This is a genomic window from Actinomadura craniellae, assembly GCF_003289645.1.
GTDB lineage: Bacteria > Actinomycetota > Actinomycetes > Streptosporangiales > Streptosporangiaceae > Actinomadura_D > Actinomadura_D craniellae.
Genome location: NZ_QLYX01000026.1, coordinates 25841 through 42505, shown reverse-complemented (window position 1 = coordinate 42505; position 16665 = coordinate 25841). Strand labels below are relative to the sequence as shown.

12 protein-coding genes are annotated in these 16665 nt (G+C 71.1%); 5 read left to right on the top strand and 7 right to left on the bottom strand.

All coding sequences use genetic code 11. The features are described 5' to 3' along the window. Positions 1–6: 6 nt before the first annotated feature. The gene (locus tag DPM19_RS34190) at positions 7–2637 is read right to left on the bottom strand and encodes a valine--tRNA ligase (RefSeq protein WP_456049254.1); all 2631 of its coding nucleotides are present in this window, start codon (positions 2635–2637) and stop codon (positions 7–9) included. 117 nt (positions 2638–2754) lie between these two features. Here DPM19_RS34190 and DPM19_RS34185 point away from each other — a divergent pair, with 117 nt between their 5' ends. The 3 genes from DPM19_RS34185 (at position 2755) to DPM19_RS34175 (ending at position 5858) form a co-directional block, all read left to right on the top strand. Next, on the top strand, positions 2755–3531 hold the full coding sequence (locus DPM19_RS34185; protein WP_111872258.1) for a hypothetical protein: 777 nt from the start codon (positions 2755–2757) through the stop codon (positions 3529–3531). Between the two features lie 153 nt (positions 3532–3684). After that, complete coding sequence (locus DPM19_RS34180) at positions 3685–5016, top strand: sensor histidine kinase (protein ID WP_111872257.1); 1332 nt, start codon at positions 3685–3687, stop codon at positions 5014–5016. Between the two features lie 179 nt (positions 5017–5195). Beyond that, positions 5196–5858: a response regulator transcription factor gene (locus tag DPM19_RS34175; RefSeq protein WP_111872256.1), complete on the top strand. Its 663-nt coding sequence runs from the start codon at positions 5196–5198 to the stop codon at positions 5856–5858. Positions 5859–6400: 542 nt separating this feature from the next. Here the strand turns inward: DPM19_RS34175 and clpX are convergent. The 5 genes from clpX to DPM19_RS34150 form a co-directional block, all read right to left on the bottom strand. Beyond that, positions 6401–7678: an ATP-dependent Clp protease ATP-binding subunit ClpX gene (clpX, locus tag DPM19_RS34170; protein WP_111872255.1), complete on the bottom strand. Its 1278-nt coding sequence runs from the start codon at positions 7676–7678 to the stop codon at positions 6401–6403. Positions 7679–7845: 167 nt separating this feature from the next. Next, complete coding sequence (locus DPM19_RS34165) at positions 7846–8514, bottom strand: ATP-dependent Clp protease proteolytic subunit (protein WP_111872254.1); 669 nt, start codon at positions 8512–8514, stop codon at positions 7846–7848. Between the two features lie 29 nt (positions 8515–8543). Further along, a complete protein-coding gene (locus DPM19_RS34160; protein WP_407642583.1) occupies positions 8544–9182 on the bottom strand; it encodes a ClpP family protease in 639 nt (212 codons plus the stop codon). A 186-nt stretch (positions 9183–9368) separates the two neighbouring features. Further along, positions 9369–10772 (bottom strand): trigger factor, encoded by a 1404-nt coding sequence (tig, locus tag DPM19_RS34155; protein ID WP_111872253.1) that lies wholly within the window; start codon positions 10770–10772, stop codon positions 9369–9371. 229 nt (positions 10773–11001) lie between these two features. After that, positions 11002–12774 (bottom strand): substrate-binding and VWA domain-containing protein, encoded by a 1773-nt coding sequence (locus DPM19_RS34150; protein ID WP_111872252.1) that lies wholly within the window; start codon positions 12772–12774, stop codon positions 11002–11004. 292 nt (positions 12775–13066) lie between these two features. On the opposite strand from DPM19_RS34150, the gene DPM19_RS34145 reads away from it, so the two are divergent. Both DPM19_RS34145 and DPM19_RS34140 read left to right on the top strand, forming a co-directional pair. After that, the gene (locus tag DPM19_RS34145) at positions 13067–13894 is read left to right on the top strand and encodes a hypothetical protein (RefSeq protein WP_111872251.1); all 828 of its coding nucleotides are present in this window, start codon (positions 13067–13069) and stop codon (positions 13892–13894) included. Positions 13895–14062: 168 nt separating this feature from the next. Next, entirely contained in the window at positions 14063–14458 is a 396-nt protein-coding gene (locus tag DPM19_RS34140) for a hypothetical protein (protein WP_111872250.1), read from the top strand. Between the two features lie 67 nt (positions 14459–14525). Here DPM19_RS34140 and ligA read toward each other — a convergent pair whose 3' ends face one another. Beyond that, complete coding sequence (ligA, locus tag DPM19_RS34135; RefSeq protein WP_111872249.1) at positions 14526–16595, bottom strand: NAD-dependent DNA ligase LigA; 2070 nt, start codon at positions 16593–16595, stop codon at positions 14526–14528. Between the last annotated feature and the right edge of the window lie 70 nt (positions 16596–16665).

The following is a 16665-nucleotide window of genomic DNA, read 5'->3' as shown; positions in this document are numbered from 1 at the left end:
GGCCGGTCAGCCCGCGGGGAGCGCGGCGAGCCGGGTCTCCAGGAGTTCGACGTCGGCGCGGGCCTGGGCGAGGCGGTCGCGGTTCTTGGCCACGACGGCCTCGGGCGCCTTGGCCATGAAGTCGGCGTTGCCGAGCTTGCGTTCGGCCTGGTCGATCTCCTTGCGGGCCGCGGCGAGGTCCTTCTCCAGGCGCTTGCGCTCGGCCGCCACGTCGATCGCGCCGGCGGTGTCGAGCTCGACCGTCACGCCCTCGACGGGCAGCGCGGCCGTGGCGGCGAAGCTCTCATCAGGAAGCGTCAGGCGCAGCAGGGAGCGGATCGCCTCCTCGTGCGCGGCCAGCGGCGAACCGCCGAAGGACAGCGCCGCCGCGACCCGCTGGCCGGGCTTGAGGCCCTGGTCGGAGCGGAACCGGCGGACCTCGGTGACCAGGTTCTGCAGCGAGCCCACGAGCGTCTCGGCACCCGGGTCGAGCCGGGCGTCCTCGGCGGCCGGCCAGGGCGCGACCATGATCGACTCGGCTCCGGTCAGCGAGGTCCACAGCTCCTCGGTGACGAAGGGGACCACCGGGTGCAGCAGCCGCAGCAGCTTGTCGAGCACCTCGCCCAGTACCCGGCGGGTGGCGTCGGCGCGGTCGCCGGCGAGCTGGACCTTGGACAGCTCGACGTACCAGTCGCAGACCTCGTCCCAGGCGAAGTGGTAGAGGATCTCGCACGCCCGGCCGAACTCGAAGGACTCCAGCCGCTCGTCGACCTCGGTGATGACCCGCTGCAGCCGCGACAGCACCCACGCGTCGGCGGCGGAGAGCTCGGCGGGCAGGTCGCCCCGGGTGTGCGCGCCGTTCATCAGCGCGAACCGGGTGGCGTTCCACAGCTTGTTGCAGAAGTTGCGCGAGCCCTGCGCCCACTCCTCCGCGACCGGCACGTCACTACCGGGGTTGGCGCCGCGCAGCAGGGTGAAGCGGGTGGCGTCGGCACCGTAACGGTCGATCCAGTCGAGCGGGTCGATGACGTTGCCGAACGACTTCGACATCTTCTTGCCGTACTGGTCGCGGACCATGCCGTGCAGGGCGATCACCTTGAACGGCTCGACCCCGTCCATCGCGTACAGCCCGAACATCATCATCCGGGCGACCCAGAAGAACAGGATGTCGTAGCCGGTGACCAGCACGGCCGTCGGGTAGAAGCGGCGCAGCTCGGGGGTGTCGTCGGGCCAGCCGAGGGTGGAGAAGGGCCACAGTGCGCTGGAGAACCAGGTGTCGAGGACGTCGGTGTCCTGGGTCCAGCCCGCGGGCGGTTCCTCGCCTGGGCCCACGCACCGGGTCTCGCCGTCCGGCCCGTACCAGACCGGGATGCGGTGCCCCCACCACAGCTGACGGCTGATGCACCAGTCGTGCATGTTGTCGACCCAGGCGAAGTAGCGGGCGGCCATCTCCGGCGGGTGGATCTGCACCCGGCCGTCCCGGACCGCGTCGCCGGCGGCCTTGGCCAGCGGGCCGACCTTCACGAACCACTGCAGCGAGACGCGGGGCTCCACCACGGTGGAGCAGCGCTGGCAGTGGCCGACGGCGTGCTCGTAGGGGCGGACCTCCTTGACGATGCGCCCCTCCTCGCGGAGGGCGGCGACGACGGCCGGGCGCGCCTCGAACCGGTCGAGCCCCTCGAACGGGCCGGCCGCGGTGATCACCCCGCGCTCATCCATGATCGTCAGGGTGGGCAGCGCGTGCCGGCGGCCGATCTCGAAGTCGTTGGGGTCGTGCGCCGGGGTGACCTTGACCGCACCGGTGCCGAACTCGGGATCGACGTGGTCGTCGGCGACGACCGGGATGCGGCGGCCGGTCAGCGGCAGCTCGATCTCCCGGCCGACCAGGTGCCGGTACCGGTCGTCCTCGGGGTGGACCGCGATCGCGGTGTCGCCGAGCATCGTCTCGGCCCGGGTGGTGGCCACCACGATCGAGTCGTCGCCGGAGCCGTACCGGAGGGAGACCAGCTCGCCCTCGCGCTCGTCGTGCACCACCTCGATGTCCGACAGCGCGGTGAGGCAGCGCGGGCACCAGTTGATGATGCGCTCGGCCCGGTAGATCAGGCCGTCGTCGAACAGCCGCTTGAAGATCGTCCGGACCGCGCGGGCCCGATCGTCGTCCATCGTGAACGCCTCGCGGGACCAGTCGACGCTGTCGCCCAGCCGCCGCATCTGGCCGAGGATCCGCCCGCCGGACTCGGCCTTCCACTGCCAGACCCGCTCGACGAAGTCCGTCCGGCCGAGGTCGTGCCGGGACAGTCCCTCCTTGGCGAGCTCCCGTTCCACCACGTTCTGGGTGGCGATGCCCGCGTGGTCCATGCCGGGCACCCACAGCGCCTCGTACCCCTGCATGCGGCGCCGCCGGATCAGCACGTCCTGGATGGAGTGGTCCAGGGCGTGACCCATGTGCAGCGATCCGGTCACGTTCGGGGGCGGGATGACGATCGCGTACGCGGGGCGTGCGGGATCGGCGCCGGGGTCGGCCGCGAAGAGACCCGCGGCGACCCAGCGCTCGTACAGCTTGCCCTCTACGTCCGCCGGAGCGTACTGGGTGGGCAGATCGACCTCCCCGCTCGGCGGGGACGGCATGGCTCGCGTGGGTTGCATGGGCTGGGTCACGGGCGCAAAGTTTACGGACTCCCGGCAGTGGGGAACGCGCCGACCCGCAGAACGGTCGAATGCACGAGAATGTTCCCGCAGGGCATAAAGGTCATCCGGTAAGCCGAGGAGACATAAATGAGCGGTTGGAACCCCCCGCCTGGCCAGGGCGGTCCCCCGTACGGCCCGCAGGGCCCGGGCCCTCAACCGGGCTATGGGCCGCCACAGCAGCCGGGTTACGGGCCGCCGCAACCTGGTTACGGGGTGCCCCAGCCCGGCGGCTACGGTCCGCAGCCGCCCTACCCGCCCCGGCGCAGGTCCAGCGCACCGCTGGTGATCGGCCTGCTCGGCGGGGGCCTCGTCCTGGTCGTGGTGCTCGTCCTGGTGGTGGCGCTGGCCGCCGCCGGCGGCAAGGAGTACACGATGAGCACTCCCTCCGTCGCCGGCAGCCTGCGGCTGGACACCTCCAGCAGCTCCACCACCAGCGCGGCCGCGGCCCGCGGCCAGCTCCAGTCGACCTTCAACCGGGTCGACCAGGTCGTCAGCGCGGTCTACACCGACGGCACGACCCGGTTCCTGTTCCTGGGCGCGACCGGCGACATGGGCGACCCCGACGACCTGTTGAGCAACCTGCGCCGCGCCCCCAGCCCCGCGGGGTCGGGCGTCTCGATCGCCTGGTTCGAGACGTACGCGGGCGGCAACGAGGGCGAGGCCGCCTGCGGCATGGCCACCTCGACCGTCTCCAGCTCGGTGCGGGTCACGACCTGCGCCTGGCAGACCGAGAGCTCGTTCGGCCAGATCGTGACGATGCCCAGCGTGACGACGCTCAACTCGCCCCGTCCCCCCTACATCTCGACGTCCGCGCTGGGGAGCATCATGCGGCAGATGCGCCCCTACGTGGAGACCGAGAAGTAACCCGGCCTCTCTCGCGGGGCGCGGCCGGACCGGTCGCGCCCCGCCGCCATTTCCCGGCCGGCTCAGGACAGCGGTCCCTGCCGGGCAGTGATCCCGCTCCGGCATAGTCCGGTCGTACCGGAGCGCGGAACGGACACGGACGGGAGGGCCCCCATGCGGGCAGCGGGCAGGCCGGCGCCACGGCCCGCCGCGGCCGCACGCCACCGGCTCACCGGTATCGGCCTGGCCCTCGAACGCCTCCTGGTGTGCGGCCCGCCGGCCGCGGCGGGCGCGGCGGCCTGCCTGGCGCTGACCGGACGGCCGGGCGGGTGGGCGGGCCTGGCCGCGGCGTTCGCCGCCGGGGCGCTGGTCCACCCGCTGCGCGACCGGCTGCGGCGGGCGGCGGACCGGCCGCCACGCCGGCGACGCGACCCCCGACTGCTCGCCGACCGGATCAGTCGCAGCGTCCAGGAGGCACCGGGCCCCGCGGAGGCCCTGGTCACCGCGCTCGCCACCGTCCGGGAGGCACTGCGGGTGCCCGGTGCGGCGGCGGAGGTCTCCGGCGACGAGATCCGGGTCAGCGGTGAGCTGGGCGAGCAGCCGTACGATCTGCCGCTGGTCTGGCATGGCGAGCGGGTCGGGCGGATGCTCGTCGCCCGGCCCGAGGGCGGGCGGCACCTGGACGCACGGTTGCTGGGGATGCTCGCCGTCCACCTGGCGGACGTGGCGCACGCGGTCCGGCTCACCGCCGACCTGCAACGCTCGCGGGAGCGCATCCTGACGGCCCGCGAGGAGGAGCGCCGCCGGCTCCGCCGGGACCTGCACGACGGGCTGGGCCCTACCCTGGCCAGCCTGGCGATGTCGCTGGACGCGGCCCGGCTCACCCTGACCACGTCACCGGAACGGGTGGAACCACTGCTGGCCGAGCTGCGCGGGCGGATGGCCGTGGCGATCGGCGACATCCGCGAGTTGGTCTCCGAGCTGCGCCCGCCCGCGCTGGACGACCTGGGCCTGGAGGGGGCGATCAGGTCCTGGGCGGACGGCTGCTGCGAGCGGGTCGACGTCCGGATGGAGACGGGTGCCGACGGGGAGGTCGGCGACCTGCCGGCCGCGGTCGAGGTCGCCGCGTACCGCATCGTCCAGGAGGCGCTGGCCAATGTCCGGTTGCACTCCTCCTCCCCCAGCGCACAGGTGCGTCTGTCCCGGGGCGCCGACCTGCGGATCACGGTGTCGGATGCCGGGGTGGGGCTGCCCGACCGGTTGACGGGCGGGACGGGGCTGCGCGCGATGCGCGAGCACGCGGCGGAGCTGGGCGGCACCTGCACCGTCAGGCCCCGGCCCGGCGGCGGCACGGTGGTGGTGGCCCGGCTGCCGCTCGTCCCGGTCGAACCCGAGTCCCGGCGCGGCCACCCGGACGCCGACCGGCCGCCCCGCTCCGGTGGGGCCGGAGCGGCCCCGGCCCGCGGGGACGGCGACCCGCTCCGCGGCGGGGCGGTGGATCCGTAGGGCGGCCGAGGGGCGTCGTGACCCGTATGACGGCCCGGCGGGCGCCCGCCGGCAGGAGGCTCTGGGCTGCCGTGAGTGCTGTCCAACCTGGTAGGAGTTGTACCATCGCCGTTCGACCCGGCGGCGGCACGGAGGCCGCCTACCCGGTTCCCCCGCATCTCCGGCCGAGGAGTCCCCTCATGAACCCGACGTCCGACGCCGATCCGATCCGGGTACTCATCGCCGATGATCATCCGGTGTTCCGGCAGGGTCTGCACGGGTTGCTGGACGCCCTCGGCGTCGAGGTCGTGGCGGAGGCCGAGAACGGCCCCGAGGCGGTCCGGCTGGCCGCCGAGCTCCAGCCGGACGTGGTGGTGATGGACCTGCACATGCCCGGCGGCAACGGCATCGAGGCCACCCGGACGCTGACCCGGACCAGCCCGCGGATCGGGGTGCTGGTGCTCACCATGTTCCGCGATGACGACTCGGTGTTCGCCGCGATGCGCGCCGGGGCCCGGGGCTACCTGCTCAAGGAGTCCGGGGCCGACGAGATCTCCCGGGCGGTGCGGGCGGTGGCGGCCGGGGAGGCCATCTACGGCCCCGAGATCGCCCGCCGGGTGCTGACCTTCTTCGCCGACGTCCCCGACCCCAAGCAGGCCGCGTTCCCGCAGCTCACCGACCGCGAACGGGAGGTCCTGGAATTGATCGCCCAGGGCCGCAACAACCAGGAGATCGCCGGCGTCCTCTTCCTCAGCCCCAAGACGGTCCGCAACCACGTCTCCAACATCTTCATGAAGCTTCACGTGGCCGACCGCGCCCAGGCCATCGTCCTGGCCCGCGAAGCCGGCCTCGGCACCGACTGACCCGCCCGCTTCCGGCCCACTCCGCCCCGCCCGGCTCGGAGGACCACCGAAGCACACCCCGGCCCACCGCCTCCGTAACGTCAGAGCACCCAAGGCCGGGAAGCCACCCGGCGACCACCCGCAGAGCGGACTGCTCCCCCACCACCCAGCCGAGCAGAGAACGATCACGCCGTGCCCGCCAGCCTTCAAAGCGCCAGCGACGGTACCGATGATCCTTCAGCATCCAGGGCGCCACAGCGCACCGGATCCTGAAGGATCACCTGGTGAGAGCACATGCGGCCGTAATCCTTCAGCTTTGAGTGCGTTATGGCGCCTCGAAAGCTGAAGGATCACGGAAAGACCAGCCCAGCGCGCTCACAAGCCGCAGCCGACACCCGAACTCGTCGGAGCGAGAACCAGCGGAGACCGCAACCGTGCCCGTGACGGCCGCCAGGCCGTCACCCCGGGGGGTTCCGGGGGGTCGTCCCCCCGGGCAAACACAGGGAGGGGGCCGATGGCGAGCAAGCGCAGCTTGCGAGCACACCGGCCCCCGGAACCCCTCCCTACGCGGACTTTTCGCGCGGCTCTCGCTTGGTGCGTTCGCGGGGTACGAGGGTGGGGTTGACGTGTTCGAGTACCGCGGCGCGGGTGATGACGACGCGGGCGACGTCGCGGCGGCTGGGTACCTCGTACATCACGGAGAGCAGGACCTCTTCGAGGATGGCGCGGAGGCCGCGGGCGCCGGTGCCGCGCAGGATCGCCTGGTCGGCGATGGCTTCCAGGGCGTCGTCGGTGAATTCCAGGTCCACCCCGTCGAGCTCGAACAGCCGGTGGTACTGCTTGATCAGGGCGTTCTTGGGCTCGGTCAGGATGTTGATCAGCGCGTCCCGGTCGAGGTTGTGCACGCTGGTGATGATCGGGAGCCGGCCGATGAACTCGGGGATCATCCCGAACTTCAGCAGGTCCTCGGGCATGACTTCGCCCAGGCGGCTGCTGGTGTCCTCGAAGTCGGACTTGGAGCGGATCACGGCGCCGAAGCCCATGCCCTGCTTGCCGACCCGGGATTCGACGATCTTCTCCAGCCCGGCGAAGGCGCCACCGCAGATGAACAGCACGTTGGTGGTGTCGATCTGGATGAACTCCTGGTGGGGGTGCTTGCGGCCGCCCTGGGGCGGGACGCTCGCGGTGGTGCCCTCCAGGATCTTCAGCAGGGCCTGCTGGACGCCCTCACCGGAGACATCGCGGGTGATCGACGGGTTCTCGCTCTTGCGCGCGATCTTGTCGACCTCGTCGATGTAGATGATGCCGGTCTCGGCCTTCTTGACGTCGTAGTCGGCGGCCTGGATCAGCTTGAGCAGGATGTTCTCGACGTCCTCACCGACGTAACCCGCTTCGGTCAGCGCCGTCGCGTCGGCGATCGCGAACGGGACGTTGAGGAGCTTGGCGAGCGTCTGCGCGAGCAGCGTCTTACCCGAACCGGTCGGGCCGAGCAGCAGGATGTTCGACTTGGACAGCTCGACCGTGTCGTCCCTGCCGGAGGAGTCGCCGGACTGGATGCGCTTGTAGTGGTTGTAGACGGCCACCGAGAGCGCCTTCTTCGCCGTCTCCTGCCCGATGACGTAGGAGTCGAGGAACTCGTAGATCTCCCGCGGTTTGGGCAGGCTGTCCCACTTGAGGTCGGAGGTCTCGGAGAGCTCCTCCTCGATGATCTCGTTACAGAGATCGATGCACTCGTCGCAGATGTACACGCCCGGGCCCGCGATGAGCTTCTTGACCTGCTTCTGACTCTTTCCGCAGAACGAGCATTTCAGCAGATCACCACCATCGCCGATGCGTGCCACCCAACTTCTCCTTTACGTGGGGCCGCCGGTCCTCGAGGATGCGGCGCGGTTCTGCGTCCCGAAGGCTGTTCGACGTTGGCTCCGACGGTACCGTCTCCGGAGCGGTTGGTAAGCCCCCCACCCGCAACTGTCGTGTGCGGGCGGGGCCGCCCCCCAACCGCCCTCGCTTAGGACGACACTACCTCGGGTCGACGCTTCCTGCTGACGAAGACATCGTCGATCAGCCCGTAGTCCTTGGCCTCGTCGGCCGTGAGGATCTTGTCCCGCTCGATGTCCTTGCGGACGTCGTCCATGCTCCGGCCGGTGTGCCGGGCCAGGATCTCCTCCAGCAGCTCCCGGATCCGCATGATCTCGCGAGCCTGGATCTCGATGTCGCTGGACTGCCCGTAGGTGCCCTCGGTGGCGGGCTGGTGGATCAGGATCCGCGAGTTCGGCAGCGCCGCCCGCTTGCCCTGGGTGCCTGCCGCCAGGAGTACCGCGGCGGCCGAGGCCGCCTGGCCGATGCACACCGTCTGGATGTCGGGCTTGACGAACTGCATCGTGTCGTAGATCGCCGTCATCGCGGTGAACGAGCCGCCGGGCGAGTTGATGTAGATGCTGATGTCACGGTCGGGGTCGATCGACTCCAGCGTGATCAGCTGGGCCATCACATCGTTGGCGGACGCGTCGTCGATCTGCACTCCGAGGAAGATGATGCGCTCCTCGAAGAGCTTGTTGTACGGGTTCATCTCCTTGACCCCGTACGTCGTCCGCTCCACGAAGGACGGGATGATGTAGCGGCTCTCGGCGGGCCGCCCGCCGCCCGCCTGGATGCTCGGCCGGTAGAGCTCGGTCACTGGGTGCCTCCGCGAGAAAATCTGTGACGTCAGGAGACGGGGCCCTCTGAGGGCACCTGGTTGGCGCTGCGCACCACGTGGTCCACGAAGCCGTAGTCCAGGGCCTCTTCGGCGGTGAACCAGCGGTCGCGGTCGGAGTCGCGCTCGATCTGGTCCAGCGGCTGCCCGGTGTGCTGGGCGATCCGCTCGGCCAGCAGCTTCTTCACGTAGAGCATCTGCTCGGCCTGGATCTTGATGTCGGAGGCCGTGCCCCCGATGCCGCCGGACGGCTGGTGCATCATGATCCGGGCGTGCGGCAGGGCGAAGCGCTTGCCCGGCGCCCCGGCACAGAGCAGGAACTGGCCCATCGACGCGGCGAGGCCCATGCCGACCGTGGCGACGTCGTTCGGGACGTACTGCATGATGTCGTAGATCGCCATGCCGGCCGTCACCGAGCCACCGGGCGAGTTGACGTAGAGGTAGATGTCGCGCTTGCCGTCCTCGGCCGAGAGCAGCAGCAGCTCGGCGCAGATCCGGTTGGCGATGTCGTCGTCGACCTGCTGGCCCAGGAAAACGATGCGCTTGCGCAGCAGTTGCTGGAAGAGCTGGTCGCCCATCGGCATCAGTGGCGCCTCGGCCACCCGCGACTGAATCGGCTGCGACTCATCGAAAATCGGAGGCGTGCTCACCGGTGTGTTCCTCCGGTCGGTATCGGGTCAGATGATTGGACATTAACGCGCCCAGCGGACCGTTCACGCCTGTGAGGGCGGCTTTTCGCTTGGGGCGTATACGTGATCACCGCCGGACACCCCTCGGACGCGCACGGGCCGGTGCCGCCCACGCGGGGCGGCACCGGCCCGTGCGACCGGCCCGGTTCAGGAGCCGGCCTTGGTCTCCTCGGCCTCCTCGGCCTCCTCGGCGGCCTCCTCAGTGGCCTCCTCGGCGGCCGGCTCACCGTTGATCTCACGGCGGAGCGCCTCGAGGTCGAGCTCGGTACCCGACTCGTCCTTGATCTTCACGTTCTCGACCAGCAGGTTGAGCGCCTTGCTGCGCAGCACCTCCGACACCAGGGCGGGGATCTGGCCGCTGTCGGTCAGGTGCTGGGCGAGCTGCTGCGGCTGCACGCCCATCTGCATGGCCTGGGTGACGACGTACTCGCTGAGCTCCTCGTTCTCGACGCCCAGCTCCTCCTGGAGGGCGAGCTGGTCGAGCACGAACCCGCCCTTGACCGCCGTGCGGGCGGCGTCGGCCACCTCGGTCTCGAAGTCCTCGGCGGACTTCTCCTCCTGCTCGAGGTACTCCTCGCGGGACATGCCGCTCCACTGGAGCTGCTGCTCCAGCTGCTCGTTGCGCCGCGAGATCTCCTCTTCGACGACCTTCTCGGGCAGCGGGATGTCGACCTTGGCGAGCAGGGCCTCCAGCGCCTTGTCGCGCGCCTCGGCGACCTGCTGCAGGAGCTTCTGCCGCTCCAGCCGGGTGCGCACGTCGCCGCGCAGCTCCTCGAGCGTGTCGAACTCGCTCGCCAGCTGGGCGAACTCGTCGTCGAGCTCGGGGGCCTGCTTGGTCTTGACGCCCTGCACGGTGACGGTGACCTCGGCGGCCTCGCCCGCGTGCTCGCCCTCGGTGAGGTCGCTGGTGAAGGTCTTGGCGTCCTCGGCGGACATGCCGGGCAGCGCCTCGTCGAGGCCCGGCACCGAGGAGGCGCTGCCGACCTCGTAGGAGTAGCCGGTGGTCCGGATCTCCTCGACGTCCTCGCCGTCGACGGTCGCCGACAGGTCGATGGTGACGAAGTCGCCGTCCTCGACCGGGCGGTCGGCGGTGGTCAGGGTGGCGAAGCGCTCGCTGAGGTTGCCGAGCGTCTCCTCGATCTCCTCGTCGGTCACCGTGACGTCGTCGACGGTGACCTCGAGGTCGTCGTAGTCGGGCACCTCGAACTTGGGCCGGATGTCGACCTCGGCGGTGAACGCGAGCTCCTTGCCGTCGTCGAGAGTGGTGATCTCGACCTCCGGCTGACCCAGGACGAACAGCTCGCTGTCCTCGACGGCGCGGCCGTACAGTTCGGGTAGCGCGTCGTTGACCGCCTCCTGCAGCACCGCGCCCCGGCCGACGTACTGGTCGATGAGCTGCGCGGGCACCTTGCCGGGCCGGAAGCCCTTCAGGCGCACCTGCTTCGAGATCTCCTTGTACGCCTTGTCGAGGTTCGGCTTGAGCTCGTCGAACGGCACCTCGACGGTGAGCTTGACCCGGGTGGGGGTCAGCTCCTCGACATCGGTCTTCACTGGGGTAGGTCTCCTTGATCCGCGCGAACTGCGGCACGGCGGTCGCTGTATCGGCCGGGGCGCGCCGGGCGCGCTCGCCGGTCTGTCTTCGGCCCGGCGCGGGCACGCCGACGAGCGGCTCCACGCGCCTTGGCGCGCCAAGTCTATGGTGTCCGGGCGGCACGCGCGGACACTCGGGGCCGCTTCGGGGTGCCGCGCCCCGTCTGACCGGCGGTGACGGGGTCTCCGCTCAGAAGTTCGAGATCACCTCGGCGAAGACCTCCCGGATGCCGTTGGGGTCGGCGGAGTCGTAGGAGGCACCCTCGGCGGCCCGCGCGATGTCGCCCAGCACCCGCTGGTCGGCGTCCTTGCCGTACCCGATCGCGAAGACCCGGACCCGGCGTTCCTCCCCGGCCCGCAGCCGTCCCAGCAGGTCCTCCAGGCCGAGGCCGCCCTGGGTCTCGTTCTTGCCGTCGGTCAGGACCACCACGGCGTTGATCGCGCCCTCGTCGGGCGCGGCGCGCAGCTTCTCGTACGCCGCGGCGACGGTGTTGTAGAGCCCGGTGCCGCCGCCCAGCGGCAGCCCGGAGAGGCGGGCGCGCAGGGACGTGCGGCGGTTCGCGTCCATCGGGCCGAGCGTGACCAGTTCCTGCCAGTCCCGGTCGCCGTCGAGCCGGGAGGAGAACGCCCACAGCCCCACCCTGTCGTGGCCGCGGAACTCGACCAGCGACTCGATCGCAGCGGTCTTGGCGAGGTCGCCCTTGTTCTTGCCGGTGCCCGGCACGGGTTCGGTCATCGAGCCCGAGCGGTCGACGACGAGGAGGACGTTGGCGGGTTTGCGTAGTTCGCTCCAGCTCTGCAGGACCAGGTCGAGCACCCGGGGGCCGGGCAGGCTCCTGGCCTCGAACGTCGCGGGGTTCAGCCCGGGCGCCCGCTGGATCGTGGGGCCGGCCCGGCGCTGGTGGTCGCGCCAGCCGTACCGGTCGAAGAGCGCGCGGGACTGCGGCCCGTGCAGGTACCGCAGGAAGTCGTCGGCGGCCTTCCGCTTGGCCGGGGTGAGGCCGGCCAGTGGCACGTAGGGGTGGTCGGAGTAGAGCGTCCCCTCCTTGGGGTAGACGGCCACGAGCGGGACGGACGGCGGCCGGTGCCGGCCCAGGGTGGCCGGGTCCTGGGCGGGGTTGCCCTGGTTGTAGTGCCAGACGGCGCCCTCCTCCACGGTGACCGCGGAGATGTACGACAGGGCCTGCCCCCGGTCGTCGGCCTGCTGCAGGTTGCTCAGGAAGGTCAGCGTGGTCGCCCCGTAGTGGACGATCGACTTCTCCAGGTCGTGGACGAAGGCTCGGTTCTCCCGGTCGGCGATGTCGGCGGGGGTGAGGTCGCCGGTGGTCCCGGTGGTCGAGAAGTAGGCGCCGATGGTCGCGTTCAGGCCCGAGGTGGACAGGTTGGGGTTGGTCTTGCCGAGCCGGAACGCGCCCCACTCGGGGTGCCCGTACGCCGCCCAGCCCCGCGGGTCGGTGGCCAGCTTCGTCAGGTCCTCCCAGCCGAGCGGCTTGTCGGGCCAGCCGAGGGCCCGTGCCATCGGTTCGGGCATGGCGATGGTCAGCGGCGAGGTCATGATCGGTTGGACCTCGCCGTCGATCACCGGCGAGGGCCGGTCGGCCTGCTGGGCGCGCTCGCGCAGCAGGGTGACCCAGGTGGTCGAGGCGGGGCTCCAGATGTCGGGGCGGGGCCCGTCCTCGCGCTCGTTCCAGCCGCGGGCCAGGGCGAGCATGGCCGTCCCGGAGTTCTTGGAGTCGACGGTGACCCGGACGCACATGCCGTCGACGTCGGACGTCCTGGCATAGGCGTCGGCGGCGCGCTGGAGCACTCCGACCTTGTCCTGCGAGGCGGCCAGCCGCAGCCGGGTGGTGCCGGCGCAGTCACGGTCGCCGGGGCCGGGCTTGAGCGTCCACCAGGCGCCCCCCGCCAGCAGGGCGACCGCCAGCGCAGCGGCGGTCACCAGCCCTTTCGTCGAATTCCCCATGCCCACGCGCACCCTCCCGAGCGGCACCCGCCGTCACCCTAAGATGGCCACCGGAAAAATCCGGTGGTTTTGCCCGACTTGTAACGCTCTACCTTCGACTACCTGCACTTACGATCCGTTCCATCCGGTTCTACGGCATGTGTGACAAAAGCCATACTCTCCGCCATAATCCTGCGGGATGACTGGGATCACGGCGGCTTTCGGTGCAACTGGCCTCTACTACGTCGGTTTTGCAATTTTCAAGTTGTCCGCGGGACGGATGGAGGCCGTACGCAGCCATCGCATTCCGCATATGGCCTGGACGATCCTCACCAACTGGATCTTCCTCTGCGGGGTCGTCCTCGTGCTGGGCGGGCTGGCGCTGCAGATCATCGCGCTGTCCACCCTGTCGCTCGGCGTCGCCGTACCGATCTTCGTCTCGGGCCTGGTCCCGCTGTCGCTGATCGCAATCACCGTCTTCGGCGAGCGGCTGTCCGGGCGCGAATGGCTGAGCCTGCTGCTCGTCGCGGCGGCGATGCTGCTGCTCGCGCTGTCGATCGGCACCCCGCCGAAGGTCGGATCGGCCGAGATGCCCGGCTGGCAGCTGGCCCTGGTGGTGACCCCGGCACTGGCCGTTCCGCTGCTGCTGATGGTGCTCGGCGACCACCGGCCCGACGGGCGGCACGCCCGGCCGGTCGCGGGGGTGGCCTACGGGCTCAGCGCCGGGTTCCCGGTGGGCGCCGCCGAAGTGGCGGTCAAGGGCTGGAGCGAGGCGAGCGCGCCCGGGCTGACGATCCTCCAGACGCCCTACCCCTACGTCACCGTGCTGTCCGCCGTGGTGGGCTTCGCCATCCTCCAGGTCGGGTTCCAGCGCTGCCGGGTCATCATCGTGGCGACCGTGATGACCATCAGCGCCAAGATCTACCTGCTGCTGGTGGGCACGACGCTGTACGGCGAGCCCTGGCCCAAGGACGGCGGCCTGGCCGCGATGCGGGTGACGGCCCTGGCGCTCGGGCTCGTGGCGGTACTGCTGTTCCCCCGGTACGAGCGGGACCCCGAGCCCGAGGCGCCGGCCCCGGGCGAGCCGCCGCCGTGGCCCCCGCCGTGGCCGCCGCCCGGCGCGTCCCGCCGCGCGCGGTGAACTCGCCGAGAGGCTGATCGACTTTCCTTGCGGGAATGGTTTCTTGTACCGTTCGCAACACTCTGGCGCTGTGACCATTGATCACGCGCCCGGTGCAAGATCGCGAAAGGACCTCGGAGTGCCCCCCGGAAATCCCCTTCGGACCCGCCCGCGCCGAGGGCCGCAGAAATGATCTTTTCCGCCGTGCTGATCGGCCTTCTGGTGCTGCTGGCCGCCCGGGCGACCCGGCCCGCCCCGAACCGTTATCCCGAATCAATGACCGCAGTGCTCGATCCGGCCGACGAGGAGTATCTTGCCTGGTTGGCCGACTATCATTGGCCCGGCGACGAATATCTCGACCATCTCGACTCGGCACTGAACTGCCCGCGCTGCGACCGCCTGGACGACGATGTCTGGCCCTGCCGGACGTGCGGGCGCGTATTGCACGCGGAATGCGGTCTGGGAATGCGCCGCCGTCCGGTGAAACAGCGTTATCGCACCCGCGACATGCCGGGCTCCGAAGCCGTTGTCGCGGAATGGATCTGCATCGATTGTTCCTCCGTCGTCGGCCTCGACATCGACTGATCTGACCGGCCGGCAGGGCGGTGGTCGCGGCCGGCGGTCCCGCGCCTCCACCGCCGCCCCGCCGCGGTCACGGCAGGAAGCCCTCGACCATCGCCGCGAACTCCTCGGGGGTGACCACCCGGACGCCCAGGTCGGCGGCCTTGGCCTGCTTGGAGCCCGCCTTCTCGCCCGCCACCAGCAGTGACGTCCGGGCCGAGACACCGGAGGACGCCCGGCCACCGGCCCGTTCGACGAGTTCGTTCATCTGGGTGCGGGTCAGCTCGGCCAGCGGGCCGGTCATGGAGCCGGTGACCACGACGGTCATGCCCGCCAGCGGCGGCTCCTCCCCGGCGTCGGCGTCGGCGCCCGGGGCGGTGGCCGGGCCGGGCGCTCCGGGCTCGGTCATGTTGACGCCCGCCGCGACCAGCCGGTCGATCAGGGGGGCGAGCTCGGCGAGTTCCGCCACGAGCAGGGCCGCCTTCTCCGGGCCGATGCCCTCGACCTCCTGGAAGGCGTCCAGGTCCGCGCCGCGGATCGCCTCCATCGCGCCGAAGTGCCGGGCGATCCGGCGTGACATCGACCGCCCGGTGCCGCGCACGCCGAGCGCGCAGAACACCCGGTTGAGCGGCCTGGCCTTGGCCCGTTCGAGGGCGGCCAGCAGGTTGGCGGTGCTGGTCTCGCCCATCCGGTCCAGGCCCCGGATCTGCTCGGAGGTCAGCACGAACAGGTCGGCGAAGTCGGCGACGAGCCCGGCCTCGACGAGCTGCACGATGCGGGTCTCGCCGAGTCCTTCGATGTCCAGCTGGTCGCGGCCGGCCGCGTAGCCGACCGAGGCGACCGCATGGCAGGCGCGGCCCCGGACGCAGCGCCAGCGCTGCTGGGTGACGTCCAGTTCCGCTCCGCAGCGGGGGCAGCCGGTGGGGAACTCGATCTCCCGTTCCGCCCCGGTGCGCAGCTGGACCAGCGGTGCCTCCACCCGGGGGATCACGTCGCCGGCCCGGTAGACCATCACCTGGTCGCCGATCATCAGTCCGCGGCGGGTGATGTCGGCGGGGTTGTGCAGGGTCGCGTAGGTGATCACGACGCCGTCGATCTCCACCGGCTCCAGCACGGCCCGGGGGGCGATCACCCCGGTCCGGCCGACGTTCCAGGTCACGTCGATCAGCTTGGTGATCTTCTCGGTGGCGGGCAGCTTGTAGGCGACCGCCCAGCGCGGGGCCCGGGAGCCGGAACCGGCCTGCTCGCGGTCGGCGGCGAGGTCCGCCTTGATCACGATGCCGTCGGTCCCGAACGGCAGCTCGCCCCGGAGCGCGGCGATCTCCCCGATCCGGGCCTGGACCGCCTCCGCCGTGGTGCAGACGCGGGGCTCGACCGGCGTCCCCGCGGTGGTGCCCACGCCCAGTCCGGCGATCAGGTCCATGGTCGCGCCGTGCGCCAGCCCGCGCAGCCCCGCCTGGTCGTCGTCCTCCCAGGGCAGCGCGGCATAGCCGAAGAAGGTCATCTCGACCTTGTAGGGCCGTTCCCTGGCACGCAGGGTGCCCGCCGCGCCGCTGCGCGGGTGGGCGAACGGCACCCCCTCGTGCCGCACCCTGATCTCGTTCGCCGCCTCGAACTGCTCGCGGGTCATCAGGACCTCGCCCCGGATCTCCAGCGTGACCGGCGACGTCAGCGCGTCCGGCAGCCCGAGGATGGTGCCGATCGCGTGGGACACGTCCTCGCCCGCCAGGCCGTCGCCCCGGGTCACCAGCCGGGTCAGCCGGCCGTCGCGGTAGAGCGCGGACACCGCCAGGCCGTCGAGCTTGGGCTCCACGCTCCAGGCGGCGATCTCGCGGCCCAGCCGCCGCTGCAGCCCGGCCATCCAGTTCGCCAGCCCCTCGGCGGAGAACACGTTGTCCAGGCTGAGCATGGGGGTCGCGTGCGGTACGTCGCCGACCACCGCGCCGCCGGCCACCTTGCCGGTCGGGGAGTCGGGCAGCACCTCGTCCGGGTGCGCCGCCTCGTAGGCCGCGATGCCGCGGACCAGCCGGTCGTAGGCGTCGTCGTCGAGCGGGGAGTCGCCCGCGCCGTAGTAGGCGGCGGCCGCCTCGGTCGCGGTGAGGACGGCCTGCGCGTAGGCGGCCTGGTCCATCAGTTCGGTGAAGGGCGGCGTCTCGGTCATGCGGGCATCATGACGGGCGTCACCGACATTCGGACATCCGTAGGCGTAACCGGCCGATCCGCGGACAGGG